Below are 24848 nucleotides of genomic sequence, written 5' to 3' on the forward strand. Positions count from 1 at the left end.
TGTTTCCACTCTGACGATGCAGCACATCCGAAACTTTTCCATCATTGCCCACATCGACCACGGCAAGTCCACGCTGGCCGACCGTCTGATCCAGCGTTGCGGCGGTCTGTCCGATCGCGAAATGGAGGCGCAGGTCCTTGATTCGATGGATCTGGAGCGCGAGCGCGGCATCACGATCAAGGCGCAGACCGCGGCCCTGCGTTACAAGGCCAACGACGGTCAGATCTATCAGTTCAACCTGATAGACACCCCGGGTCACGTCGATTTTTCGTACGAAGTGAGTCGTTCGCTGTCCGCCTGCGAAGGCGCGCTGCTGGTGGTCGATGCATCCCAGGGCGTAGAGGCTCAGACGGTGGCCAACTGCTACACCGCACTCGACCTGGGCGTGGAAGTGGTGCCGGTGCTCAACAAGATCGATCTGCCGCAGGCTGACCCCGAGAATGCTCGCCAGGAGATCGAGGACGTCATCGGCATCGACGCGACGGATGCGATCCAGTGTTCCGCCAAGACCGGGCTGGGCATCGACGACATTCTCGAAATGATCGTCGTGCGCATCCCGCCGCCCAAGGGCGATCCGTCAGGGCCGCTGAAGGCACTGATCATCGATTCCTGGTTCGATAACTACGTCGGCGTCGTCATGCTGGTGCGCGTGGTCGATGGCGCATTGAAGCCCAAGGACCGGATGCTGTTCATGTCGACCGGCGCGCAGTACCAGGTCGATCAGGTCGGCGTGTTCACGCCCAAGTCCCTGCCGCGCGAAAGCCTGTCGGCGGGAGAGGTCGGTTTCGTCATCTGCGGCCTGAAGGAACTGAAGGCCGCCAAGGTCGGCGACACCATCACGCTGGCGGATCACCGCGCGCCCGAACCGTTGCCCGGCTTCAAGGAAATCAAGCCGCAGGTGTTCGCCGGGCTGTATCCGGTGGAAGCCAGCGAGTACGACCAGCTGCGCGAGTCGCTGGAAAAACTCAAGCTGAACGACGCCTCGCTCCAGTACGAGCCGGAAGTGTCGCAGGCGCTGGGTTTCGGTTTCCGCTGCGGATTCCTCGGCATGCTGCACATGGAAATCGTGCAGGAGCGGCTGGAACGCGAATTCGACATGGACCTCATCACCACGGCGCCGACCGTGGTGTACGAAGTGCTGATGAACGACGGCAGCATCGTCATGGTCGAGAACCCGGCCAAGCTGCCCGAGGTATCGAAGATGTCGGAGATCCGCGAGCCCATCATCAAGGCGGTCATCTTCCTGCCGCAGGAATATCTGGGCGCGGTGATCACGCTGTGCGAGCAGAAGCGCGGGCAGCAGGTGAACATGCTGTATCACGGGCGTCAGGTTCAGCTGACGTATGACCTGCCGATGGCCGAGGTGGTGTTCGATTTCTTCGACAAGCTCAAGTCGGTGTCGCGCGGCTACGCTTCGCTCGACTACGAATTCAAGGAGTACCGCGCAGCCGACGTGGTGAAGCTCGACATCATGGTGGCCGGCGAAAAGGTCGATGCCCTGTCAGTCATCGTGCACCGGGCCAACGCGCAGTATCGCGGCCGCGAAGTGGCGGCCAAGATGCGCGAGCTGATTCCGCGCCAGATGTTCGATGTGCCGGTGCAGGCAGCGATCGGGGTGCATATCATTGCGCGCGAAACCATCAAGGCGCTGCGCAAGAACGTGCTTGCCAAATGCTACGGCGGCGACATTTCACGCAAGAAGAAGCTGCTCGAAAAGCAGAAGGCCGGCAAGAAACGCATGAAGCAGGTAGGCAACGTCGAAATACCGCAGGAGGCATTCCTTGCCGTACTGCGTGTCGACGACAAATAAAAAGACTGGATCCGAATCTTGAATTTTGCACTCATCCTTTTCGTGCTTTGCGTGGTGACCGGCATCCTGTGGGGCCTTGACCGCATGGTGTTCGCGCGCAAGCGGCCGGCCGGTGCGCCGGACCCCTGGTGGGTTGAATACGGCGCAAGCTTCTTCCCCGTCATCATCGTCGTGTTCGGGCTGCGCAGTTTTGTCGTCGAGCCGTTCCGCATCCCGTCCGGATCGATGATCCCGACGCTGCTGATCGGCGATTTCATCCTGGTGAACAAGTTCACCTACGGCGTGCGTCTGCCGGTGCTGCACGACAAGATCATTCCGATGAATGACCCGCAGCGCGGGGATGTCATGGTGTTCCGCTACCCGGCCGATCCGTCGGTCGATTACATCAAGCGCGTGGTCGGCCTGCCCGGCGATACGGTGGCCTATCAGAACAAGCGGCTGACCATCAACGGTGTCGACGTTCCGCTGCAACCGGCGGAAGACTATTTCCACAGCGAGCGCGCCTACTACTCCAATCGCTTCAGCGAAACGCTGGGTGACGTGCAGCACCACATCCTGAACGACCGCGATGCGCGGGCCGACATCCCGACCGCACTCGATTTTCCGGGGCGCGAAAACTGCGTCTACAATCGCGAAGGGGTGCGCTGCGAAGTGCCGGCCGGCCACTATCTTGTGCTGGGTGACAATCGTGACCAGAGTGCCGACAGCCGCATCTGGGGTTTCGTGCCGGACAAGAACATCGTGGGCAAGGCTTTTTTCATCTGGTTCCACGCGGACACCATCCTGCCGCCGAAAGGCATCGACTTCGGCCGTATCGGCAGCTTCAGGTAGTTTGATCGCATCATGAGGAGCAACAGATGCTGCGCAAGCAATCCGGTCTGAGTCTGGTGGGATTCCTGTTCGTAGCCGCCGTCGTCGGCATCGTTCTGGTGCTCGGCATGAAGACGATTCCGGCGGTCATCGAGTACTACACCATCCTGAAGAACGTGAATGCCATCGTGAAGAACGGCGAGATCAAGGGCGGCACGGTGGCTGATTACCGCAACGCCTTCGCCAAGCGATCCATCATGGATGAAATGTCCAGCGTCACGCCGGCCGATCTCGACATCATCAAGGACTCGAATGGCATCGAGGTTTCCTTTTCCTATGACCGCAAGGTGCATATGTTCGGGCCGGTAAGCATCCTGTTCGAATTCGAAGGGTCGGCCACCGGGCCGAACTGACGTCGTGACCTCCGCCGGGCAGATCGAGCAGGGGCTCGGCCACGTCTTCGCATCGAAGCACCTGCTGACCCAGGCGCTGACTCATCGCAGTTTTTCCGCCACGCACAACGAGCGCTTCGAATTCCTCGGCGACGCGGTGCTCGACTGCATCGCCTCAGACCTGCTGTGCGAGCGCTTCCCGGAGCTTCCGGAAGGTGTGCTGTCGCGCCTGCGCGCCAATCTGGTCAAGCAGGACACGCTGGCCGACATGGCGTGCGAACTCGATCTGGGCAGCGCGCTGAGGCTGGGAGAGGGCGAGGTGAAGACCGGTGGCCGTTCCCGGCCATCCATCCTCGCTGACGCACTTGAAGCGCTGATAGGCGCCGTGTTCATCGAAGCCGGGTATGGCGCGGCGCGGCAGACGGTCGCGCGGCTGTTCGGCGCGCGTCTGACCGGTCTGAACCCCGACCTCGATTCACGCGACCCGAAAACCGCGTTGCAGGAATGGCTGCAGGCACGACACAAGCCGCTCCCGGTCTACGAAATCAGCGCCGTGACGGGTGCGGCACATGCCCAGGCCTTTCGCGCGCGCTGCCGCGTCGAGGCGCTGGGCCTCGCGACCGAAGGCGAAGGCAGCAACCGGCGCACCGCCGAACAGGCCGCCGCATCGCGCGCGCTCGAACAACTGCAGGGACAGACATGAACGACACCGTTGCGGACAGCGAATTGCCGGACCCGCCGCCCGATGCACTACCGACCGCGCTTCCGGCCACTCCGCCGATCACCCACTGTGGCTTCATCGCCATTGTCGGACGACCCAATGTCGGCAAATCGACGCTGATGAACCGGCTGATCGGCCAGAAGGTGAGCATCACCTCGGCCAAGGCGCAGACCACGCGGCACCGCATACACGGAGTGCTGACACGCGAGGCCCGTCAGTTCGTGTTCGTCGACACGCCCGGCTTCCAGACCAAGCATCGAAACGCGCTGAACCGCGTGATGAACCGCTCGGTGACGCAGGCGCTGGCCGACGTCGACGTGATCGTGTTCGTCATCGAAGCCGGCAAGCTGACCGACGCCGATCAGGAAGTGATCGCGCTGCTGCCGAAGGACCGGCCGGTGCTGCTGCTGCTGAACAAGACCGACAAGGCGGGCGATCGCGCGAAGCTACTGCCTTTCGTCGAACGCATTGCGAAGCTGCACGACTTTCACGCCATCCTGCCGGTCAGCGCCCAGCGCGGCGACGGGCTCGATGCGCTGATGAAGGTGGCCGGCGAACTGCTGCCCGAAGGCCAGGCAATGTTCGACGCCGACGACTTCACCGACCGCAGCGAACGCTTTCTCGCTGCCGAGTACATCCGCGAGAAGCTGTTCCGGCAACTGGGCGACGAGCTGCCGTACGGTCTGGCGGTCGAGATCGAGCGCTTCGAGGCTGAAGGCAATCTGCGCCGCATCGCCGCGGCCGTCATCGTCGGCCGCGAGGCGCACAAGGGCATCGTGATCGGCCGCAATGGCGAGGTGCTGAAAACCGTCGGCAGCGCGGCGCGGCATGACATGGAAAAGGTGTTCGATTCGAAGGTGTTCCTTGAGCTGCACGTGAAGGTACGCAGCGGCTGGGCCGACGACGAACGCGCACTGAAGAGCCTGGGCTTCGAGCCGTGAGCGCAATGGTGCCGTCTGCCGCGAGGGGGCGCACGCATCAGCGCCGGAAGGCGGGCAGGTGAACACGGGCAAGCAGCGGGTGGACGGTCAGCCCGCCTTCCTGCTGCAGGCCCATCCCTACCGCGAAACCAGCCTGGTGGTCGACGTGTTCAGCCGCGATTTCGGCCGCATCGGTCTGGTGGCACGCGGCGCCAAGCGCCCGCGCGCCGCGCTGCGCGGGGTGCTGGTGGAATTCCAGCCGCTCGAACTGGGCTGGTTCGGCCAGGGCGAGTTGCGTACGCTGGCGCGCGCCGAATGGCAGCGCGCATGGCCGATGCTGTCCGGCCCACGGCTGCTGCTGGGCTACTATCTGAACGAATTGCTGCAGCGACTGCTGGCACGAGAGGATGCGCACCCGGCGCTGTTCGACCGCTATGCCGACACTTTGCAGAAGCTGGCACTGGCGCCGGGCGACACGGCCGGTCAGCAGGTGCTGCTGCGCGGCTTCGAGAAATCATTGCTGCAGGAACTGGGGTACGGGCTGACGCTGGACTGCGATGCACACGGCGCTGCGCTGGATGTCGACGCCGCCTATCGTTACGTGCCTGATCAGGGTCTGCTGGCGGGCGCTGCGGGCGCGCCGGACGTTGTCAGCCTCACTGGTGCGCAGGCGCTGGCGATCAGCGGTGACGATTACGGCGATCCGCAGGTCGCGCGTCTGGCCAGAACACTGATGCGCACGCTGATCGCCCACTATCTGCAGGGGCAGGAGTTGCGTACCCGGCGTGTATTCATCGAACTACAGGATCTCTGACTCATGATCGAACTCGGCGTCAATATCGACCACGTTGCCACATTGCGCCAGGCGCGCCGCACCTATGAGCCGGATCCGGTGTGGGCCGCCGTGGAGGCCCATCTGGGCGGTGCCGACGGCATTACCGTGCATTTGCGTGAAGACCGTCGCCACATCCAGGACGACGACGTGCGCCGGCTGCGCGATCTGGTGCACATCAAGCTCAATCTCGAAATGGCAGCCACCGTCGAAATGGTCGGCATCGCCTGCAGCCTGAAACCGGAAATGGCCATGCTGGTGCCGGAAGGGCGACACGAGGTGACCACCGAGGGCGGGCTGGACATCGTGTCGCAGGAAGAGCGTCTGCACGGTGTGGTCAGCCGCCTGCGCGACGCCGGCATCGTCACCAGCGTGTTCATCGACGCCGAACTGCCGCAGATCGAGGCGGCGGCGCGCATCGGTGCCCAGGTGTGCGAGGTGCATACCGGCCCGTACGCACATGCCTTCCACGGTTTCGGCCGCGATCGCGAATCGCAGCCGGTGGCGGTCGAGCTGGACAAGGTACGCGCCGCCGGCAAGGCGATCCGCGATCTGGGCATGCGCTTCAATGCCGGCCACGCGCTGAACTACGCCAATGTGCAGCCGGTGGCCGAGCTGCCCGGCGTGCGCGAACTGCATATCGGCCACGCCATCGTCAGTCGTTCGGTGTTCGTCGGCCTGCGCGAGGCGGTGCGCGAAATGAAGCAGCTGATGCGCGAGGCGGCGGGGAGGGCGGCATGATTTTCGGTGTCGGCACTGATCTGTGCAGCATTGCGCGGCTGGAACGGCTGGTCACGCGCAATGGCGAGGCGCTGGCACGGCGCATCCTGGCCGTGTCCGAAATGGTCGAGTTCGAGCGCGCACGCGAACCGGCACGCTTTCTCGCCAAGCGCTTCGCGGCCAAGGAAGCGCTCGGCAAGGCGCTCGGGACCGGGGTGCGCGCGCCGGTGCTGCTGCGCTCCATCGCCGTGACGCATGACGACCTCGGCAAGCCGGTGTTCCTGTTCGACGAGCTGCTGACGCAGTGGCTGGACCAGCGCGGCCTGCATCCGCACCTGTCGCTTTCGGATGAGGTCGCGTACGCACTGGCTTTCGTCGTGGTCGAGCGCACGGAGACCGCGGCATGAGACACACCCCTCCCGGACCGGTCATGCTCGACGTGGCCGGCTTCGAGCTTGACGCCGAAGACCGCGAACTGCTCGCCCATCCGTCGGTCGGCGGCCTCATCCTGTTTGCCCGCAACTTCGCCGATGCGCGCCAGCTTGCGGCGCTGACCGAAGCCATTCACGCGGTGCGCCGGCCGCCGCTGCTGATCGCGGTCGACCATGAAGGCGGTCGCGTGCAGCGCTTTCGCAGCGACGGCTTCACCCATCTGCCGGCGATGCGCACCCTCGGCCAGCGCTACGAAGCCGACGCCTCTGCTGCGCTGGCCGATGCACGTGCCGCTGGCTACGTACTCGCCGCCGAACTGCGCGCGCTCGGCGTCGATCTGTCGTTCACGCCGGTGCTCGATCTCGACTTCGGCGCCAGCAGCGTCATCGGCGACCGCGCCTTCCACGGCGATCCAGCCATCGTCGCTGCGCTGGCAGGCGCACTCGCCGAGGGACTGCGCGCAGCCGGCATGAAGTCGGTCGGCAAGCACTTTCCGGGGCACGGCTTCGTGGCCGCCGATTCGCATGTCGCCATCCCGGTCGACGAACGCGATTTCGACACGATCTGGCGTACCGACATCCAGCCCTATCTGCAGCTGGGCCGGCAGATCGATGCCGTGATGCCGGCGCACGTCATCTACCCGGCAGTCGATGCGCTGCCGGCGGGTTTTTCGCGCAAGTGGGTGCAGGACATCCTGCGCGGCCGGCTCGAATTCGACGGCGTGGTGTTCAGCGATGATCTGTCGATGGAAGGTGCATCGGTCGTCGGAGACGTCGTCGCGCGGGCCGAAGCCGCATGGGACGCCGGCTGCGACATGGTGCTGGTGTGCAATGCGCGTGATCAGGCGATCCGGCTGATCGATGGCTGGCATCCGGCGCCCGACGCGGTGCGCAGTGCGCGCGTGGCGTCGCTGCTGCCGTCGCAGCCGTTCGGTGACCGCGCGCAGCTTGCGCAGGACATGCGCTACCGCGACGCGCTCGATCAGGTGCAGCGGCTCACCGCCTGACCGGCAGGTCGTGAAGTCCCCCAATCCTGCCCGATGAGCACATTTGACGCCAAGACCTATCTGCAGACGCTGAGCGAGGCGCCCGGCGTCTATCGCATGATCGGCGCCGACGAAGAGGTGCTCTATGTCGGCAAGGCGAAAAACCTGAAGCGGCGGGTGTCGTCGTACTTCCAGCGCACGGCGTCCAGCCCGCGCATCGGCATGATGGTGTCGCAGGTGTTGCGGGTCGACACCACGGTCGTGCGCTCCGAGGCCGAAGCGCTCATCCTCGAAAACAACCTCATCAAGAGCCTGCGGCCGAAGTACAACATCCTGTTCCGGGACGACAAGTCCTACCCCTACATCAAGCTCACCCAGGACGCCTTCCCGCGCATCGCCTTCTTCCGCGGCACGGTGGGGCGCGATGCACGCTATTTCGGACCGCTGCCCAGCGTGTGGGCGGTGCGCGAAACGATACAGCTGGTGCAGCGCGCATTCCTGCTGCGCACCTGCGAGAACAGCGTGTTCGCCAACCGGTCGCGGCCCTGCCTGCTGCACCAGATCCACCGCTGTTCAGCGCCCTGTGTCGGCAAGGTGTCGAAAGACGACTATGACGAGGATGTGCGCCTGACCAGCCTGTTCCTGAGCGGGCGGCACAGCGAAGTGATCGACCGGCTGTCCGACCAGATGAACGCTGCTGCCGAGTCGCTTGCGTTCGAGAAGGCTGCACAGGTGCGCGACCAGATCAAGGCGCTGAGCCGTGTGCTGCACAAGCAGTACGCCGACAGCGCGCGCGACGAGGACATCGACATCGTCGTCGCGGTCGAGCGCGACGGCACCGCCTGCGTCAATCACGCCATGGTGCGCGGCGGTCGCCACCTGGGCGACCACGCGCATTTCCCGGCCGCCGGGCAGGGCAGCGAAGCCGACATGCTGTGTGCCTTCCTCGCCCAGCACTTCGCCACCCAGCCGCCGCCGGGCCGCGTCATCGTGAATGTGCTGCCGGAAGACGATGCCGAAGCGCCCATCCCCGGCACGGCGCTCGCGCTGGCGCGCAATGAGCGCGAGCGCGCCTGGGCCGACATGGCGCTGAAGAACGCCGAGATCGCGCTGCGCGTGAAGCTCGACGCCGGTGCGCGCGCCACGCACCGCGTGCGTGCGCTGGTCGAGGCGCTGGAGCTCGATGTGGCCCCCGAGCGCATCGAATGCTTCGACATCAGCCACACGATGGGCGAAGCCACGGTGGCGTCCTGCGTCGTGTGGGCAAACGGCGCGATGCGCAACAGCGAATATCGCCGCTACAACATCGAAGGCGTGACCCCCGGCGATGACTACGCCGCGATGCGACAGGTGCTGACGCGCCGCTACGAGAAGGTGGTCACCGGCGAAGGTGTGCGGCCCGATCTGGTGCTGATCGACGGCGGCAAGGGACAACTGGGCATCGCGGTCGACGTGATGGCCGAACTGGGGCTCGATCTTCCGCTGGTCGGCGTGGCCAAGGGCGTGGAGCGCAAGATGGGGGCGGAAGAGCTCATCCGACCGGGCGTCGAGGCGGGGCTGGTGCTCGGGCCGGAACATCCGGCGCTGCACCTGATTGCCGAAATTCGCGACGAAGCACACCGATTTGCCATCGCCGGCCACCGCGCGAGGCGTGAAAAGAAGCGGCTCACCTCGACGCTGGAAGACATTCCCGGCATCGGTCCGGCGCGCCGAAAACGTCTGCTGACAACCTTCGGCGGACTGAGCGGCGTGCGCAATGCCACGGTCGAAGACCTGTGCCGCGTCGAAGGCATCAGTCGCAAACTGGCCGAACAGATACAGCGGCAGTTAAACTGACTCCATGTTCACCGTACCGACCGCGCTCACCTGGGCGCGCATCCTGCTGATTCCCCTGTTCGTCGGTGTGTTCTTCCTGCCCGAGCGCACGCTGGTGATGGCCGACAAGAACCTCACCGCAACGCTGGTGTTCATCATCGCAGCGGTGACCGACTGGCTCGACGGCTACCTTGCGCGCACGCTGAACCAGACCACCGCCTTCGGTGCCTTCCTCGATCCGGTGGCCGACAAGCTCATGGTGGCCGCGGCATTGATCATGCTGGTGCAGTTGCAGCGTGTCGACACGATCGTTGCGTTCGTGATCATCGGTCGCGAAATCACCATCTCGGCGCTGCGCGAATGGATGGCCAAGGTCGGCGCATCACGCAGTGTCGCCGTGTCGATGATAGGCAAGATCAAGACGAGCGCGCAGATGACGGCCATCCCGATGCTGCTCTACTATGAACCGTTGCTCGGCGTAGACATTGCCTCCATCGGTCGCTGGCTGATCTGGATCGCTGCGGTGCTCACGGTGTATTCGATGGTGTATTACATGCGCCGCGCCTGGCCTGAACTGCGCGCGCGCAAGGCGATCTGAGTGCACGGCAAAATTCTGCGCCCGGAGTATTGACAGGTTTCGTGCCGGACCTATAATGCGCGCCTGTCTTGCGGGAATAGCTCAGTTGGTAGAGCGCAACCTTGCCAAGGTTGAGGTCGCGAGTTCGAGTCTCGTTTCCCGCTCCAAGATATCCAAATGGGGGAAGTTCCACTTCCCCTTTTTGTTTGCAGCCAGTCAGATGGCGGCACCACCGGCGAGGTGGCAGAGTGGTCATGCAGCGGCCTGCAAAGCCGTGGACGCCGGTTCGATTCCGACCCTCGCCTCCAGCACACCTGTCGGATGACCCGTCCGGGTCATCCGCACCGCGGGAATAGCTCAGTTGGTAGAGCGCAACCTTGCCAAGGTTGAGGTCGCGAGTTCGAGTCTCGTTTCCCGCTCCAGAATGAAACAAAAATGGGAAGCTTCGCTTCCCATTTTTTCGTCAGTACCGGCTTGATGCCGACGCTATCCTGCGGCGCGGTGCCCCCGAAAATGTCGAACCACGATGGTGACCAGCGTGATCGCGGTCAGCGGCAGCGCGATGGTCTGCATCACGAAGGCGTAGTCGCCGAGTGCGTCGTGGTCCTTGGCGGCCATGATGAGGTAGAGCGCGTACGCGATGTAATAGGCGAAGAACAGTGCGCCTTCCCAGCGAGCGATCAGGTTGCCGGTCATGAAGATGGGCAGGCAGGCGATGGCGACAGCGGCCATCACAGGTATGTCGAAGGCCAGCATGGACGGCGGCAGGGTCAACGCGGTCGGTGCGACCATTGACGACACGCCGAGCGCGCCCAGGATGTTGAATGTATTGCTGCCGACCACATTGCCGACCGCGATGTCGCGCTGGCCGCGCAGTGCCGCGGTGACCGATGCAGCCACCTCAGGCAGTGAGGTACCGGCAGCGACGATGGTCAGGCCGATCACCGCTTCGCTCAGGCCCAGGTAGCGCGCGAACACGATGGCCGCTTCGACCAGCAGGTTCGAGCCGAGCACCAGCAGCCCGAGACCGACGACGATCAGTGCAATCTGCACCGGCAGCGTCGAGTCCCAGCCCGCGCCTGGGCCGACCACGCTTTCGGCGTACTCGTCGTTCAGTGCCTTCGTCTGGCGGCGGCTCTGGACGATCAGGAAGGTCGTGTAGGCGATCATCAGGCCGACGAACAGCGCGCCGTCACCGAAGGACACGCTGCCATCCAGCGTCAGCGCGACGAACAGCAGCGATATGCCGACCATGATGGGCACTTCCTGACGGATGAGCTGCTTGTCGACCAGCAGCGGCGTGATCATCGCCGACAGGCCGAGGATGAACAGCACGTTGAAGATATTGCTGCCGACCACGTTGGCAACCGCCATGTCCGTCTTGCCGTTCCAGGCCGACTGCACCGATACCGCCAGTTCGGGCGAACTGGTGCCGAAGGCAACGATGGTGAGCCCGACCACCAGCGGCGAAATGCCGAACGACAACGCCAGTTTCGAGGCGCCGCGCACCAGCAGCTCGGCCCCCGCGATCAGTGCGACAAGGCCGAGGCCGAACAGCAGAAAAGTCATGAAATCGAATCCATAATTTTAAGAAGGGTTTCAGACCGCGACGACCAAAGAGGGTTGCAGGGCGGCCCGCCAGGCGTGCAGCTTGTCGGTTGCCGACAGGCCGGCGTGGGCCGGGCTGGTCGACGGAAGTCTAAGCATGTCGAGCGCGCGGACGTGCGGCATCACGTCTCGCCGGAAGCAGGTTTCGGCCAGCGCGCCATTGAACAGCACGCGCCGGATGCCGGTGTGGCGCCCAAGAAACGCGGCGAAATCGTTGGCCTGGGCGGAGCGAAGATCGATCGCCGAATCCAGGCTGCCGCGTCGCTCGCAGCTCGAAAGCACGTCCCACAGCGCGAGGCCGGCGCCGGTCAGCATCGCCAGCCGTTCGGCGTAGGGCAGCGCGGGGTGGGCGCCAAACAGGGTTCCCATGATGGACCAGAACTGGTTGCGCGGATGGGCGTAGTACTGATTGGCGTCAAGCGATGCCTTGCCGGGCATCGAGCCCAGGATGAGGACGCGCGCGGTGGCCGGATCGGCCACCGGCGGGAAGCAGCGGATGCGCGAGCCCTCCGCCATCACTTGTTCAGCACGGCCGCCAGTTCGCGGCGGTAGTGGCGCACCAGCGGGTGGTCGCTGCCGAGCAGGTCGAACAGATCGATCAGCGTGCGCCGGCCGGCATCGTCGCCGAAATCGCGGTCGCGTCTGACCACTTCGAGCGCCTGCTTCATCGCGCCCTCCCAGTCTTCTTCCGCCGCGTGCAGCGCCGACCATTCGAGGCGTGCCGCAAGGTCATCAGGATTGCGTGCAATGCGCGCCGCGTAGTCGTGGTCGGCGTCGCCTGGCTGGCGCCGTGCGACGGCGATGCGCGCATACAGCGTGCCGACGCGCGCGCGGTCGTTCATGTCGCCCGGCAGCGCATCGAGTGCGGCCTGAGCTTCGTCCAGCTTCGCCTGTGCAATCAGCGCCTCTACCCGGCCCAGCATGGCCGGTTCGAACAGCGGATCGAGGTCGAGCGCGGCCTCGTTCAGCGCCAGCGCCGTGTCAGCATCACCGCGCAGCAGCGCGGCGCGCGCTTCGTCGCAGGTGGGCTCGGCCGGCGATGGCAGCAGGGCGTCGATGAATTCGCGCAGTTCGCGATCCGGCAGCACGCCGGTGAATTCGTCGACCATCACGCCGCCGACGAAGGCCTTCACGTTCGGAATGCCGCGCACGCCGAAGCGACGCGCCAGTTCCGGGTTGTCGTCCGAGTTGATCTTGGCCAGCCGCACCCGACCGGCGTAGCTGATGGTCAGCGCTTCGAGTCGCGGCGTCAGCGCCTGACAGGGCTGACACCAGGGCGCCCAGAAATCGACCAGCACCGGCATGCGCTGTGACATGTCGATCACATCGCGCTGAAAATTGGTCAGGGTGACTTCGATGACGTCGCCACCTGCCGCGTCGGGGGCGTCGGGATGCATGTTCATTCCTCGTGAAAATCGTCGATCCGGACTGCAGTCTGCAGCCCGCACCTTCAGATGCGATGGAGCATACAAACAACAAGCCCGGGCGGGGGGCCGATGTTGCGCCGGGGACCTATGAGAACGGAGCCCCCAGCGATCGGCTCCGCCCCCGTGAAAGCGGCAGTTTGTAGGGGCGGCGGCTTGTGGGAGCTGTGGCTTGTGGGAGCGGCGGCCTCGCCGCGATCGTGCCGCGACCATCGTTGTACAGAGTGCGTATCGCGGCGAGGCCGCCGCTCCCACAGGAACAGCTCCCACAGGAACAGCTCCCACAGGAACAGCTCCTACAGGAACAGCTCCTACAGGAACAGCTCCTACAGGAACAGCTCCTACAGGTTCCGCGGCAACCCTGCGCCCTGGCGGACGGCCCACGGGCCGTCCGCCAGGGCACGCTGACTGCGCCGCGCGCGAATTGCGAACAAAATGCCGGCGCGACGATCCGACTGCGGTGATCGGTGCCCCCTATATATAATTGCGAATTCGGATCCGCGTGGCGGTGTCCGGCGTCCTTTCCTCCAGTTTCCCCTCATGACCCTCATTCTGAAGCTCCGCGGTACCCCTGCATTTTCCGAGGCGCGTATGGCGCGTCTGGCCGACGACTGTCGTGCGACGGTCGGCAAGGTGCGCGAAGTGCGCGCAACGCAGCACTTCTTCGTCGAATGCAGTGCGGTACCTGGCGCCGACGAACTGGCCCGGCTGCACGCGCTGCTGGCAGCCGAACCTGCGGTCGCGCTAGCGGCGGGTGCGCTGCTGGTGACGCCACGGCTGGGGACGATTTCGCCCTGGTCGTCGAAGGCGACTGACATTGCGCGCAATTGCGGTCTGACCAGCGTCGCGCGCATCGAGCGCGGCGTGCTGTACGAGATCGAGCTGTCGCGCGGCCTGCTGGGCGCCGGGTCGCTTGACGCGACCGAGCGCATGGCGCTGTCGGCGAAGCTGCACGACCGCATGACGGAATCGGTGCTGGCCAGCCTTGACGAAGCCGATGCACTGTTCAGCCATGTGCCGCCGCGTCCGCTGGTCAGCGTATCGCTCGGACAGGGTGGCAAGGATCAGGGCCGCGCCGCGCTGGTGCAGGCCAACAGCGCGCTCGGTCTGGCGCTGTCCGACGACGAAATCGATTACCTGCTCGACGCCTACACGAAGCTCGGCCGCGACCCCACCGACGTCGAACTGATGATGTTCGCGCAAGCCAATTCGGAGCACTGCCGGCACAAGATATTCAATGCGAGCTGGAACATCGACTACGCGACGCAGGACCTGAGCCTGTTCGGCATGATCCGCGAAACGCACCGCGCGACGCCGCAGCACACCGTGGTGGCGTATTCGGACAATGCGGCGGTGATCGAAGGCGCAACGACGGCGCCGGTCGACCGTTTCTACCCGGACCGCAACGGCCGCTGGGGCTGGCATGCCGAGCCGATGCACTTCCTGGCCAAGGTCGAGACGCACAATCATCCGACCGCGATTTCGCCGTTCGCCGGGGCCGCGACGGGCGCCGGCGGTGAAATCCGCGACGAGGGCGCGACCGGCCGCGGTGCGAAGCCCAAGGCGGGTCTGGCCGGATTTTCGGTGTCCAACCTGAACATTCCGGGCTTCGAACAGCCATGGGAGCGGATCGACGGCGAACTTTACGGCAAGCCGGAGCGCATCGCCTCGGCGCTGCAGATCATGATCGATGGCCCGCTGGGTGCTGCCGCTTTCAACAATGAATTCGGTCGGCCCAATCTGGCCGGCTATTTCCGTACCTTCGAACTGCCCTTCATGGGCGAAATGCGCGGCTATCACAAGCCCATCATGATCGCCGGCGGCATCGGCAACATCAGTGCGCGCGACGCGCTGAAGATCGTGTTTCCGGCCGGCACGAAACTGATCGTGCTGGGCGGCCCGGCCATGCTGATCGGTCTGGGTGGCGGCGCGGCGTCGAGCATGACCACCGGCACAAACACCGCCGATCTCGACTTCGCGTCGGTGCAGCGCGGCAATCCGGAAATCGAGCGGCGCGCGCAGGAAGTGATCGACCGCTGCTGGCAGATGCAGGACGACAACCCCATTCTTGCGGTGCACGACGTCGGCGCCGGCGGTCTGTCGAATGCGCTGCCTGAACTCGCCCACGGCGCCGGCCATGGTGCGTGGTTCGATCTGCGCGCCATCCTGAGCGAAGAGTCGGGCATGAGTCCGGCCGAACTGTGGTGCAACGAATCGCAGGAGCGCTACGTGCTGGCCATCGCGCCCGAACGGGTCGATGACTTCCGCGCGTTGTGCGATCGCGAGCGCTGCCCGTATGCGGTGCTCGGCCAGGCGACGCCGGACGGCCAGCTCACGGTCGAAGACCCGCACTTCGGAACGAAGCCGGTCGACATGTCGATGGACGTGCTGCTCGGCAAGCCGCCGAAGATGCACCGTACCGTGCAGCGCCGCCCGGCCTTTGCACCGCCGATGGACGTCGGCGGCTATGACCTGAAGGACACGGCCTACCGCGTGCTGAGCATGCCATCGGTCGCCAGCAAGTCCTTCCTGATCACCATCGGCGACCGTTCGGTCGGCGGCCTGACTGCGCGCGATCAGTTCGTCGGCCCCTGGCAGATGCCGGTGGCCGATGTGGCCGTGACCAGCGCAGGGTTCAGCGGCCATCAGGGCGAAGCGTTCGCGATGGGCGAACGCACGCCGGTGGCGCTGCTCAGCGGCCCGGCATCCGGCCGCATGGCGATCGGCGAGGCGATCACCAATCTGGTCGCAGCCGACGTGCGCAGCTTCGACCGCATCAAGCTGTCGGCCAACTGGATGGCCGCGGCCGGTCACAAGGGTGAAGACGCGGCACTGTTCGATACGGTGAAGGCCGTGGCGATCGACTTTTGCCCCGGGCTCGGCCTGTCGATCCCGGTCGGCAAGGACAGCCTGTCGATGAAGACGCGCTGGACCGAGGGCGAAGGTCAGAACGCGCGGCAGAAGGAAGTCATTTCACCGCTGTCGCTCGTCATCACGGCGTTCGCGCCGGTCGGCGACGTGCGCAAGACGCTGACGCCGCAGTTGCTGATAGACCCTGAAGTCGACACCGAACTGCTGCTGCTCGACCTGGGCCAGATGAAGAACCGCCTCGGCGGCTCGGCGTTTGCACAGGCCTATGGCGTGGTGGGCGAACATGCACCCGACGCCGACGCGGTGCTGCTGGGCCGCTTTCTGCCGGCGATCAACCGCCTGCGCGACGAAGGCTATCTGCTGGCGTATCACGACCGCTCGGACGGCGGCCTGTTCGCCACGCTGTGCGAAATGGCCTTCGCATCGAGGGTCGGTCTGTCGATCAACCTCGATACGCTGGCTTACGACCCGTTGCTGGTCGACGTCGATTCGCTGGCCAAGAAGCCCGACGCGGTGCGTGGCCGCTTCAATGACCGTACCTTCTCGGCGCTGTTCGCGGAGGAACTGGGCGCCGTGATCCAGATCCGCGTCGCCGAGCGTTCGAAGGTGATGGACGTGCTGCGCGAAGCCGGAATGTCCGGCGTGACGCACGGCATCGGCAGCCCGAACGATCGCGACGAAATCCGTCTTTGGCATAACGCCAAGGTCATTTTCAGCGAAGCGCGCAGCGATCTGCTGAAGGCCTGGAGCGAAGTCAGTCATCGCATCGCGTCGCTGCGCGATGACGCGGGTTGCGCGGAAGAGGAATTCGCGTTACTCGACGACAAGAATGACACCGGCCTGTTCGCAGCACTGACCTTCGAGCCGCAGGAAGATATTGCAGCGTCCTTCGTGAGCAGCGGCAAGCGGCCGAAGATTGCCATCCTGCGCGAGCAGGGCGTCAACGGCCAGGTCGAGATGGCAGCCGCCTTCGACCGCGCCGGCTTCGAGGCACACGACGTGCATATGTCCGACCTGATGGCCGGGCGCGTGAAACTGTCCGATTTCAAGGGCCTGGCCGCCTGCGGCGGTTTTTCGTACGGCGACGTGCTGGGCGCGGGTGCCGGCTGGGCCAAGTCCATCCTGTTCAACGCGCAGCTGCGCGACGCCTTTGCGGAGTATTTCAACCGCGAAGACACGTTCGCGCTGGGCGTGTGCAACGGCTGCCAGATGATGAGTCAGCTGCGCGACATCATTCCGGGTGCGGCGCACTGGCCGCATTTCGAGCGCAACCGCTCGGAGCAGTTCGAGGCGCGTTTCACGATGGTCGAACTGGTCGAGTCGCCGTCCATCCTCTTCCGCGGCATGGCCGGCTCGAAACTGCCCATCGTGGTGTCGCACGGTGAAGGCCGCGCGGTGTTCGATGACCCGCAGGCGCAGTCCCTGGCGCGCGTCGCGATGCGCTACATCGACCACGACGGCAAGGTCGCGACGCGCTACCCGCGCAACCCGAACGGCTCGCCCGACGGCATCACGTCGGTCACCACCGATGACGGCCGCGTCACCATCCTGATGCCGCACCCCGAGCGCGTATTCCGCACCGTTCAGATGAGCTGGCACCCGGAACACTGGGGCGAGGACAGCCCATGGATGCGCATGTTCAGGAATGCGCGGGCCTGGGTCGAGTGATCTGGCGTCGGCGTGTTTCGGCGCGCGCCTGCGCGATTGACTTCAATCCGCTGAAGGCATTCCCTCTGTAGGAGCGGCCCTGTAGGAGCGGTCCTGTGGGAGCGGCCCTGTGGGAGCGGCCCTGTGGGAGCGGCGGCCTCGCCGCGATCAGTGCCGCGACCATCGTTGTGCAGAGTGCCTATCGCGGCGCGGCCGCCGCTCCCACAAGGGCGCCGGTCCAACATGGGCTGCTCCGTCGACTACTCGTCGAGCAAGGGTTGCGCGCTTGCGATCAAGGCTTCGAAGGCGAGGGCGGCCGGGCTGATCGGGCGCTCGGGCAGACGAATGCGGTAGAGCGTGCGCTGTATGGCGGCACCGCCCGGGTGCAGTCGGCGTATGCGCCCCAGGGCCAGTTGGTCGCGCGCACAGATGCGCGGCACCATGCCCAGTCCGCGACCTGCGGCGACGGTCTGAACGATGGCCTCGTTGCTGCCCACCTCGATTGCGCGTACTGGCGTCAGCCCCATTTCATCAAGCACACGATCGGTGGCGGCGCGACTGCCGGAACCGCGCTCGCGCACGATCCACGTATGGTCGGCCAGATCGGCCGGCCGCAGGGCGCCGCCGGTCGGCAACGCTGCATCGCGTGGTGCGATGATGACCATTTCGTCGCGGCGCCAGATGCGGCGGTTCAACCGCGCATCGTCCACATCGCCTTCGACCAGCGCCACGTCGACCCGGCACTCCAGCAACAGATCGGCGATCTGGCGCGTGTTGCCGCTGATCACCTGCAGTTCGACCTGTGGATGGCGGGCATGAAAATCGACCAGGAAAGGCGGCAGCCAATACGTCGCGATGGTGGTGCTGGCCCCGATGCTCAGCCGCCCGCGTTCGAGCGAGCTGAAGGCGCGGATCGTTTCGGTCGCTTCCCGTTCGAGGGCCAGGATGCTGCGGCCGTATTCGTACAGCGCACGACCCGACTCGCTTGGCTTGAAGGTTTTGCCACGGCGGTCGAGCAGCACGGTTTCAAGCTGCGATTCGAGCTCACGCACCGCCTTCGATACAGCGGGCTGCGTGATGTCCAACGCTTCGGCCGCGCGCGAGAAGCTCTGAACTTCGACCACCTTCACGTAGATGCGAAGCAGATGCAGGTTCAAGTATCACCTGAGGTTATCAATCAGTGATTTGCATGATATAGAAGAATGAATGGCTCGCCGCGTACGCTGCATTCACTTTCTGCAGCCCGCGACCCGTCCATGAATTCGACGACTGCCATCACACCACCCGGCCTGCCGACCGGACTTGCCGCGTCGGTAGCGGTTGCCGGTGCATCGGCTTCGCTTTCCGCCCTGCCCGGTGTATCGGCACACGGCTTCGGCTGGCTGCCGCTGGCGGTGGCGCTGGGCATCGTGGTCGGCAATCTGTGGCCGTCTCTGCCAGCGCGTGGCGTCGAGGGATTCCGCCTGGCGCGCGGTCCGTTGATGCGCGCCGGCATCGCCTTGTACGGACTGCGCATCGGAATCGACGAACTGGGCCGGGTGGGCTGGAGCGGCCTGCTGATGGCGATGGTCGTCGTGCTCAGTACGTTCGGACTGGCGCTCTTGCTGGGGCGTCGTCTCGGCCTCGATCCCCAGGCGGCGATACTTATCGGCTGCGGTAGCGCGATCTGCGGCGCCGCGGCGGTGGCGGCGGCCGATAGCGTGATCGGTGCGCGCGCGCGCCACGTGTCAGCCGCGGTGCTGGCAGTCGTCGTTTTCGGCACGCTGGGTATGTATCTGCTGCCGCTTCTGCAGCCGCTGACGGGCTTGAGCGATCTGTCATTCGGTCTGTGGGTGGGGCTTACGGTGCACGAACTCGGCCATGTCGTGGCCGCTGCTGCTGCGGCCGGGCCGGCGGCGGCTTCCAGTGCGCTGGTCGAGAAAATGATGCGCGTGATGCTGCTGGCGCCGGTCGTGATGCTGATCGCAGCCCGATGGCGCGCTGGCGGCACGACGGGTTCGCGCAGCCGGGGTGTTCCGCTTTTCCTCTACGGCTTCATCGCAACGATTGCGCTCAATGCGTCCGGTCTGCTGCCGGTGTGGCTGCACGCCCTCGGTGCCGAAGCGGCGCAAGCGCTGCTGGCAGTCGGTCTGGGGGCGCTCGGTGCCAACACCCGGCTGGCCGACATTGGACAGGCCGGGTGGCGCGTGTGGGCGCTCGCCGCGCTGCTCTGGATATGGCTTTTGCTTGCCGGCTTCGGCCTGGTCAGCCTCGGAGCGCCGTCATGAATGCACGAAAGCGGAGCGTCGATCGTGCGGGCGCACCGCAGCGGTATGACCCGGTGTCGCAGTGGCGCTCCGGGCAGATGACGCGAAGGCACGTCCGGCAAGGCATTGCGATGGATCGGCGGCACGTCGGCTCGCAGGTCCGGCTTTTGCTTGACATTACCTGTTATGACAGGTTTGGCGGCGTACCTTTCCGGGAAGCGCGCCGCTTGTCCCGTCCGGGAGAACCGATTGGATGCTTCGCTGCTGAACACGCTGTGGCCGGACCGCGGCATCGCGAGTTGGGCGGTGATCGCCGGCGCGGTGATCGCAGGGGGCGTGCTGCGCGGCATGACCGGTTTCGGCGCGGCGCTGCTGATGGCACCCCTGTTGTCCACGGTGGCGTCGGCGCGCGACACGATCTGCATCGTGACGCTGCTCAACGCGCTGCCACTGACCCATGCACTGGCGCCGTCGGTGCGCCGGCTGGTCGATCACCGCGTTCTGCTGCCGATGCTCGGCGCTGCGTGTTTCGGCATTCCGCTCGGTCTGTGGCTGGTGAGCGTGCTGCCGGCGCGATTGTTCGGGCAGGTGATCGGCCTTGCGGTGATTGCCAGCGCAGCGGTCTTGCTGACCGGCGTACGCCTGGTGCGCGGTCGCAGCCATGCCGCTTCCATCGGTGCGGGGCTGTTCAGCGGGGTGCTCACCGGTTTCGGTGGTGTCGGCGGTCCGCCGGCCATCCTCTACCTGCTGGGCGTGGAAACCGACAGTCATCGCGCGCGTGCCAGCTTCCTCGTCTACTTCGGATGCCTTTACCCGCTGGCGCTGATTGCCATCGTGCTGTCCGGCTTGTTCGGCCTGTCGCTGCTGCTGCAGGGGCTGCTGCTGGCGCCCCTTTTTCATGGCGGCGGCCTGTTGGGCGAACGCCTGTATCGCGGTCTGGATCCGCGACATTTCCGGCGGGTCGTGCTGTGCCTGCTGATGGCCACCGGTGCGTTCGCGGCCTGGCCGAAGCACGCGACCGCTTTGGTGCAAGCGCCTGGCGCGGTGCAGCAAACCGGTGCAGGCATCGCTGCGGAGGATGTACTGTCAAGACATAAAAATAGTTTAAAAACATAGGTTTGTCCCTGTGTTGTGCGAGGCGGAAGAATTGGCACTGACCTTGCATAACATAACCCGTCATAACAGGTTCTCGAACAGGAGCTCGAACATGGCACCGCACCGCAAGCAGATCGCGCCCCCGGGCGCAGCGAAGGTCGAGGATGCGCTGTCGCAGGTATCGCAGATGCCGCTGTACACGCAGATCCGCGAAATCCTGCGCCGGCGCATTCTCGACGGCAGCTATCCGCCGCATTCGCAGATGCCATCGGAAAGCCAGATGATTTCGGCTTTCGCTGTCAGCCGCATCACGATACGGCAGGCATTGGGCGACCTGCAGAAGGAAGGGCTCATCTTCAAGGTGATGGGCAAGGGCAGCTTCGTCGCCAAGCCGAAGGCCTTCCAGAGTCTGTCGCGGCTGCAGGGGTTCGGCGAGGCCATGTCGACCTCCGGCTACGAAACCTATTCGCTGCTGCTCAGTGCCCGACCGGTCGCAGCGAGTGCGCTCGTGGCACAGCGGCTGCAGCTCAAGCCGGAGGCGCCGGTGTTCGAAATCCAGCGCCTGCGCTACCTGAATCGCGAGCCGATTTCGGTCGACGTGAGCTACTTCCCGCCGGACATCGGCGAGCGGCTCGCCCAGGAAGATCTGGCCACGCGCGACATCTTCGTCATTCTCGAAAACGACCTCGGACGCAACCTCACGCACGCCGACGTGCAGATCGAGGCGATTTCGTCCGACGAGTCGCTTGCCCGCCATCTCGACATCGCCGAGGCCTCGCCGCTGCTGCGCATAGAGCGACTGACCTGGGCCGACGACCGGCCCATCGATTTCGAGTTTCTCTACTACCGCGGCGATGCCTTCCAGTACCGCCTGCGCATCGATCGAAGTTGATCCAGCGCTGGAAAGCAAAGCAGGAAGTCTTCGTTCGCAGCTGCGCGCCGAAGCGCGACAGTGCAGCCCACATCAAGGAGAGAACATGAAACGCATTGACCTGGAATTCGATCTCGTCGTCATCGGCGGCGGGACCGGCGGCCCGATGGCCGCAGTGAAGGCGAAGGAGAAGAACCCGAAGCTGCGCGTGCTGCTGATCGACAAGGCCAACGTGAAGCGCAGCGGTGCGATCTCGATGGGCATGGACGGGCTGAACAACGCGGTCATTCCCGGTCATGCGACGCCCGAGCAGTACGTCAAGGAAATCACCATCGCCAACGATGGCATCGTCGATCAGGAAGCGGTGATGGCCTATGCGGCCAACAGCTTCGACATGATCAACCAGCTCGACCAGTGGGGCGTCAAGTTCGAGAAGGACGAGACCGGCGACTACGCGGTGCGCAAGGTGCATCACCTGGGCAGCTACGTGCTGCCGATGCCCGAAGGGCATCACATGAAGAAGATCCTATACCGCCAGCTCAAGAAGGCGCGCGTCGAAGTGACCAACCGGGTTGTCGTGACGCGCGTGCTGACCGGCGCCGACGGCGAGGTGGTCGGCGTCATGGGCTTCGACTGCCGCACCGCCGACACCTATGTCATACGGACCAAGGCTGCGGTGTTGTGCACCGGTGCTGCCGGGCGCATTGGTCTGCCGGCATCGGGCTATCTGATGGGCACCTACGAAAACCCGACCAACTGCGGCGATGGCCATGCGATGGCCTACCACGCCGGGGCGGACCTGGCCAATCTCGAGTGCTTCCAGATCAATCCGCTGATCAAGGACTACAACGGACCGGCCTGTGCGTACGTGACCGGCCCCTTCGGCGGCTTCACCGCCAACTCCAAGGGCGAGCGCTTCATCGAGTGCGACTACTGGAGCGGCCAGATGATGATGGAGTTCTACAACGAACTCGAAGGCGGCAACGGTCCGGTCTTCCTCAAGCTCGACCACCTGGCCGAAGAAACCATCCAGGAGATCGAAACCATCCTGCATACCAACGAGCGACCCAGCCGCGGCCGCTTCCACGAGAAGCGCGGCAACGATTACCGCAAGCAGATGGTGGAGATGCACATTTCCGAGATCGGCTTCTGCAGCGGTCACAGCGCTTCCGGCATCCACACCAACGCGATGGGCGAGACGTCCGTGCCGGGTCTGTACGCCGCCGGCGACTGCGCCAGCGTGCCGCACAACTACATGCTGGGCGCCTTCGTGTACGGCCGGCTGTGCGGCGAGAACGCCGCCGCCTACTGCGCCGGCCATGGACACGGTGTGATCGACACCGGTGATGTTGCCGCCGAAGAGCGCCGCATTCTCGCGCCACTGGGCCGCACCGACGGGCTGACGCCTTATCAGATCGAGTACAAGACGCGCCGCCTGGTGAATGACTACCTGCAGCCGCCGAAGATCACGCGCAAGTACGAGATCGCACTGCGTCGTTTCGACGAAATCCGCGAGGACGCCGATTCGATGTTCGCGGCCAACCCGCACGAGCTGATGCGCGCGATGGAAGCGCATTCCATTCTCGACTGCGCGGAAATGGCGGCGCGGGCCTCGATGTTCCGCACCGAGAGCCGCTGGGGCCTCTACCACTATTTCCTCGATCACCCGGAGCGCGACGACGAGAACTGGTTCTGCCATTCGCTGCTGAGCAAGAGCGCGGACGGCCGCATGCAGATGCGCAAGAAGGCCATCGAACCCTACATCGTGCCGATCGACGAGGAAGAGCGCAGCGCCTACCAGCGTCTGCGCGTCGCGCACAGCGCCGAAGCCGCCTGACCCCCGATCACTTCGCCCGAATCCCGAGGAATTACGCCATGACCATTGCCACAACGCAGACCCAGGTACCCGTGAATGTCGATAACGACAAATGCATCGCCGAAAAGGGCTGCACCGTCTGCGTCGATGTCTGTCCGCTCGACGTGCTCGCCATCGACATGCTGACGAAGAAGGCTTTCATGAAGTTCGACGAATGCTGGTACTGCCTGCCGTGCGAGACCGATTGCCCTACCGGCGCAGTCAGCGTGTCGATTCCCTACCTGCTGCGCTGAGGAGCCGGACGATGGATATCCAGAATTGTTCAGTCGCCGAGCGTCTCGGCAGCGCGGACGCGGAAGTCAGGCGCCTTGCCGTGATCGACTTGCCTTACGGCGATGAGGACGACATCGTGCCGCTGCTGCTGCCGCGCCTGGCGGACCCGGATGCGTCGGTGCGGACCGAAGCGGTGCGCGCACTCGAAGGCTACGAAGAACCCGAAGTGGTGTCGGCGCTGGCACCGATGCTGCTCGATGCCGATGCGGATGTCCGGGCAGCGGCGGGCGCCGTGCTGTCCGAACTGAAGGAGAGCGCATCGGCCGCGCCACTGCTGCCGTTTCTGCAGGGCCACTCGAGCGAGGTACGCATGCTGGCCCTTCGTGCGATCCGGGCACTGCGCGTGCCTGAAGCCTTCGCACCGGCGATGGAAGCCTTGAAGGATGGCGACGCCGGCGTCAGGCGCGAGGCAGTCGGCGTGCTTGGCTACCTGCGCATGCCGGAGGCCATCGGTGCGCTGGCCGAGGTGGCGGCGCGCGACGCGGACGCCGATGTCCGGCGCATCGCCATCGGCGCCATCGGCTATTCCAGCGAGGTGAGCGTGCTGCCGGCCCTGACCCGCGGTCTGGCCGACACCTCGTGGATGGTGCGCGACGAGGCGGCACAGACCCTGGGCAAGCTGCGACTCGGTCTGGCGATTCCGGATCTGATCCGCGCCATGCAGGACGACTACTGGCAGGTACGCGTGAAGGCTGCACGCGCACTCGGCCTGCTCAAGGCGGTCGCGGCGCTGCCCGCATTGATCGACAGCCTGACGCACACGATAGGAAACGTGCGCAAGGAAGCTGCCATCGCGCTGGGCGAAATCGCCGACCCGCGTGCCATTCCCGCGCTCGAGGCCGCGCTGGGTGATGCCGACCCGGATGTGCGCAAGTTGTCGCGCCTTGCGCTCACCGCCATCACCCTGGCTCAGAAGTGAGGAA

The 24848-nt window shown here is 65.0% G+C and carries 22 protein-coding genes and 3 tRNA genes; 21 read left to right on the top strand and 4 right to left on the bottom strand.

Annotated elements, in window-relative coordinates; translation table 11 throughout:
• Positions 1–16: 16 nt before the first annotated feature.
• The 14 genes from lepA (at position 17) to BSY238_RS17025 (ending at position 10436) form a co-directional block, all read left to right on the top strand.
• The gene (lepA, locus tag BSY238_RS16960; RefSeq protein ID WP_069040184.1) at positions 17–1810 is read left to right on the top strand and encodes a translation elongation factor 4; all 1794 of its coding nucleotides are present in this window, start codon (positions 17–19) and stop codon (positions 1808–1810) included.
• A gap of 18 nt (positions 1811–1828) precedes the next feature.
• Positions 1829–2641, top strand: a complete 813-nt coding sequence (gene lepB, locus BSY238_RS16965; RefSeq protein WP_069040185.1) for a signal peptidase I — start codon at positions 1829–1831, stop codon at positions 2639–2641.
• Between the two features lie 26 nt (positions 2642–2667).
• On the top strand, positions 2668–3033 hold the full coding sequence (locus BSY238_RS16970; protein WP_069040186.1) for a DUF4845 domain-containing protein: 366 nt from the start codon (positions 2668–2670) through the stop codon (positions 3031–3033).
• 4 nt (positions 3034–3037) lie between these two features.
• Positions 3038–3715, top strand: a complete 678-nt coding sequence (gene rnc / locus BSY238_RS16975; RefSeq protein ID WP_069040187.1) for a ribonuclease III — start codon at positions 3038–3040, stop codon at positions 3713–3715.
• Positions 3712–4674 carry a GTPase Era gene (gene era / locus BSY238_RS16980; RefSeq protein ID WP_223300193.1) on the top strand — a complete coding sequence of 321 codons (963 nt, stop codon included), beginning with the start codon at positions 3712–3714 and terminating at the stop codon, positions 4672–4674. Before rnc ends, era begins: the two co-directional genes overlap by 4 nt.
• Positions 4675–4732: 58 nt before the next feature.
• Positions 4733–5467 (top strand): DNA repair protein RecO, encoded by a 735-nt coding sequence (gene recO, locus BSY238_RS16985; protein WP_069040188.1) that lies wholly within the window; start codon positions 4733–4735, stop codon positions 5465–5467.
• 3 nt (positions 5468–5470) lie between these two features.
• A complete protein-coding gene (locus BSY238_RS16990; protein WP_069040189.1) occupies positions 5471–6226 on the top strand; it encodes a pyridoxine 5'-phosphate synthase in 756 nt (251 codons plus the stop codon).
• Positions 6223–6612, top strand: a complete 390-nt coding sequence (acpS, locus tag BSY238_RS16995) for a holo-ACP synthase (protein WP_069040190.1) — start codon at positions 6223–6225, stop codon at positions 6610–6612. The genes BSY238_RS16990 and acpS overlap by 4 nt, the downstream gene beginning before the upstream one ends.
• Positions 6609–7643, top strand: a complete 1035-nt coding sequence (gene nagZ / locus BSY238_RS17000) for a beta-N-acetylhexosaminidase (RefSeq protein WP_223300194.1) — start codon at positions 6609–6611, stop codon at positions 7641–7643. The genes acpS and nagZ overlap by 4 nt, the downstream gene beginning before the upstream one ends.
• Before the next feature lie 33 nt (positions 7644–7676).
• Positions 7677–9458 carry an excinuclease ABC subunit UvrC gene (uvrC, locus tag BSY238_RS17005; RefSeq protein WP_069040192.1) on the top strand — a complete coding sequence of 594 codons (1782 nt, stop codon included), beginning with the start codon at positions 7677–7679 and terminating at the stop codon, positions 9456–9458.
• A gap of 4 nt (positions 9459–9462) precedes the next feature.
• A complete protein-coding gene (gene pgsA, locus BSY238_RS17010; protein ID WP_069040193.1) occupies positions 9463–10035 on the top strand; it encodes a CDP-diacylglycerol--glycerol-3-phosphate 3-phosphatidyltransferase in 573 nt (190 codons plus the stop codon).
• A gap of 70 nt (positions 10036–10105) precedes the next feature.
• A tRNA-Gly gene (locus tag BSY238_RS17015) sits at positions 10106–10181 on the top strand.
• A 67-nt stretch (positions 10182–10248) separates the two neighbouring features.
• Positions 10249–10322, top strand: a tRNA-Cys gene (locus tag BSY238_RS17020).
• A 38-nt stretch (positions 10323–10360) separates the two neighbouring features.
• A tRNA-Gly gene (locus BSY238_RS17025) sits at positions 10361–10436 on the top strand.
• A 64-nt stretch (positions 10437–10500) separates the two neighbouring features.
• Here the strand turns inward: BSY238_RS17025 and BSY238_RS17030 are convergent.
• Genes BSY238_RS17030 through BSY238_RS17040 form a run of 3 tightly spaced genes read right to left on the bottom strand, consistent with a single transcriptional unit; the run spans position 10501 to position 13019 of the window.
• Positions 10501–11583, bottom strand: coding sequence for a calcium/sodium antiporter (locus BSY238_RS17030; RefSeq protein ID WP_069040194.1), 1083 nt, complete (start codon positions 11581–11583; stop codon positions 10501–10503).
• 30 nt (positions 11584–11613) lie between these two features.
• Positions 11614–12138 carry a DNA-deoxyinosine glycosylase gene (locus BSY238_RS17035; protein WP_069040195.1) on the bottom strand — a complete coding sequence of 175 codons (525 nt, stop codon included), beginning with the start codon at positions 12136–12138 and terminating at the stop codon, positions 11614–11616.
• Positions 12138–13019, bottom strand: coding sequence for a tetratricopeptide repeat protein (locus BSY238_RS17040; RefSeq protein ID WP_069040774.1), 882 nt, complete (start codon positions 13017–13019; stop codon positions 12138–12140). Before BSY238_RS17040 ends, BSY238_RS17035 begins: the two co-directional genes overlap by 1 nt.
• A gap of 567 nt (positions 13020–13586) precedes the next feature.
• Between BSY238_RS17040 and purL the strand changes: the two genes are divergently transcribed.
• On the top strand, positions 13587–17585 hold the full coding sequence (gene purL / locus BSY238_RS17050) for a phosphoribosylformylglycinamidine synthase (RefSeq protein ID WP_069040197.1): 3999 nt from the start codon (positions 13587–13589) through the stop codon (positions 17583–17585).
• 239 nt (positions 17586–17824) lie between these two features.
• Here purL and BSY238_RS17055 read toward each other — a convergent pair whose 3' ends face one another.
• A complete protein-coding gene (locus BSY238_RS17055) occupies positions 17825–18721 on the bottom strand; it encodes a LysR family transcriptional regulator (RefSeq protein WP_069040198.1) in 897 nt (298 codons plus the stop codon).
• A 99-nt stretch (positions 18722–18820) separates the two neighbouring features.
• On the opposite strand from BSY238_RS17055, the gene BSY238_RS17060 reads away from it, so the two are divergent.
• From BSY238_RS17060 to BSY238_RS17085, 6 genes are all read left to right on the top strand, one after another.
• Complete coding sequence (locus BSY238_RS17060) at positions 18821–19831, top strand: YeiH family protein (protein ID WP_069040775.1); 1011 nt, start codon at positions 18821–18823, stop codon at positions 19829–19831.
• A 228-nt stretch (positions 19832–20059) separates the two neighbouring features.
• Entirely contained in the window at positions 20060–20926 is an 867-nt protein-coding gene (locus BSY238_RS17065) for a sulfite exporter TauE/SafE family protein (RefSeq protein WP_069040199.1), read from the top strand.
• A gap of 91 nt (positions 20927–21017) precedes the next feature.
• Positions 21018–21797, top strand: coding sequence for a GntR family transcriptional regulator (locus BSY238_RS17070; protein WP_083224087.1), 780 nt, complete (start codon positions 21018–21020; stop codon positions 21795–21797).
• 85 nt (positions 21798–21882) lie between these two features.
• Positions 21883–23613, top strand: coding sequence for a fumarate reductase/succinate dehydrogenase flavoprotein subunit (locus tag BSY238_RS17075; protein WP_069040200.1), 1731 nt, complete (start codon positions 21883–21885; stop codon positions 23611–23613).
• Between the two features lie 38 nt (positions 23614–23651).
• A complete protein-coding gene (locus BSY238_RS17080) occupies positions 23652–23885 on the top strand; it encodes a 4Fe-4S dicluster domain-containing protein (RefSeq protein WP_069040201.1) in 234 nt (77 codons plus the stop codon).
• Positions 23886–23896: 11 nt separating this feature from the next.
• Positions 23897–24844, top strand: a complete 948-nt coding sequence (locus BSY238_RS17085; RefSeq protein WP_069040202.1) for a HEAT repeat domain-containing protein — start codon at positions 23897–23899, stop codon at positions 24842–24844.
• The last annotated feature ends 4 nt before the right edge of the window (positions 24845–24848 follow it).

It is taken from the genome of Methyloversatilis sp. RAC08 (assembly GCF_001713355.1).
Classification (GTDB): domain Bacteria; phylum Pseudomonadota; class Gammaproteobacteria; order Burkholderiales; family Rhodocyclaceae; genus Methyloversatilis.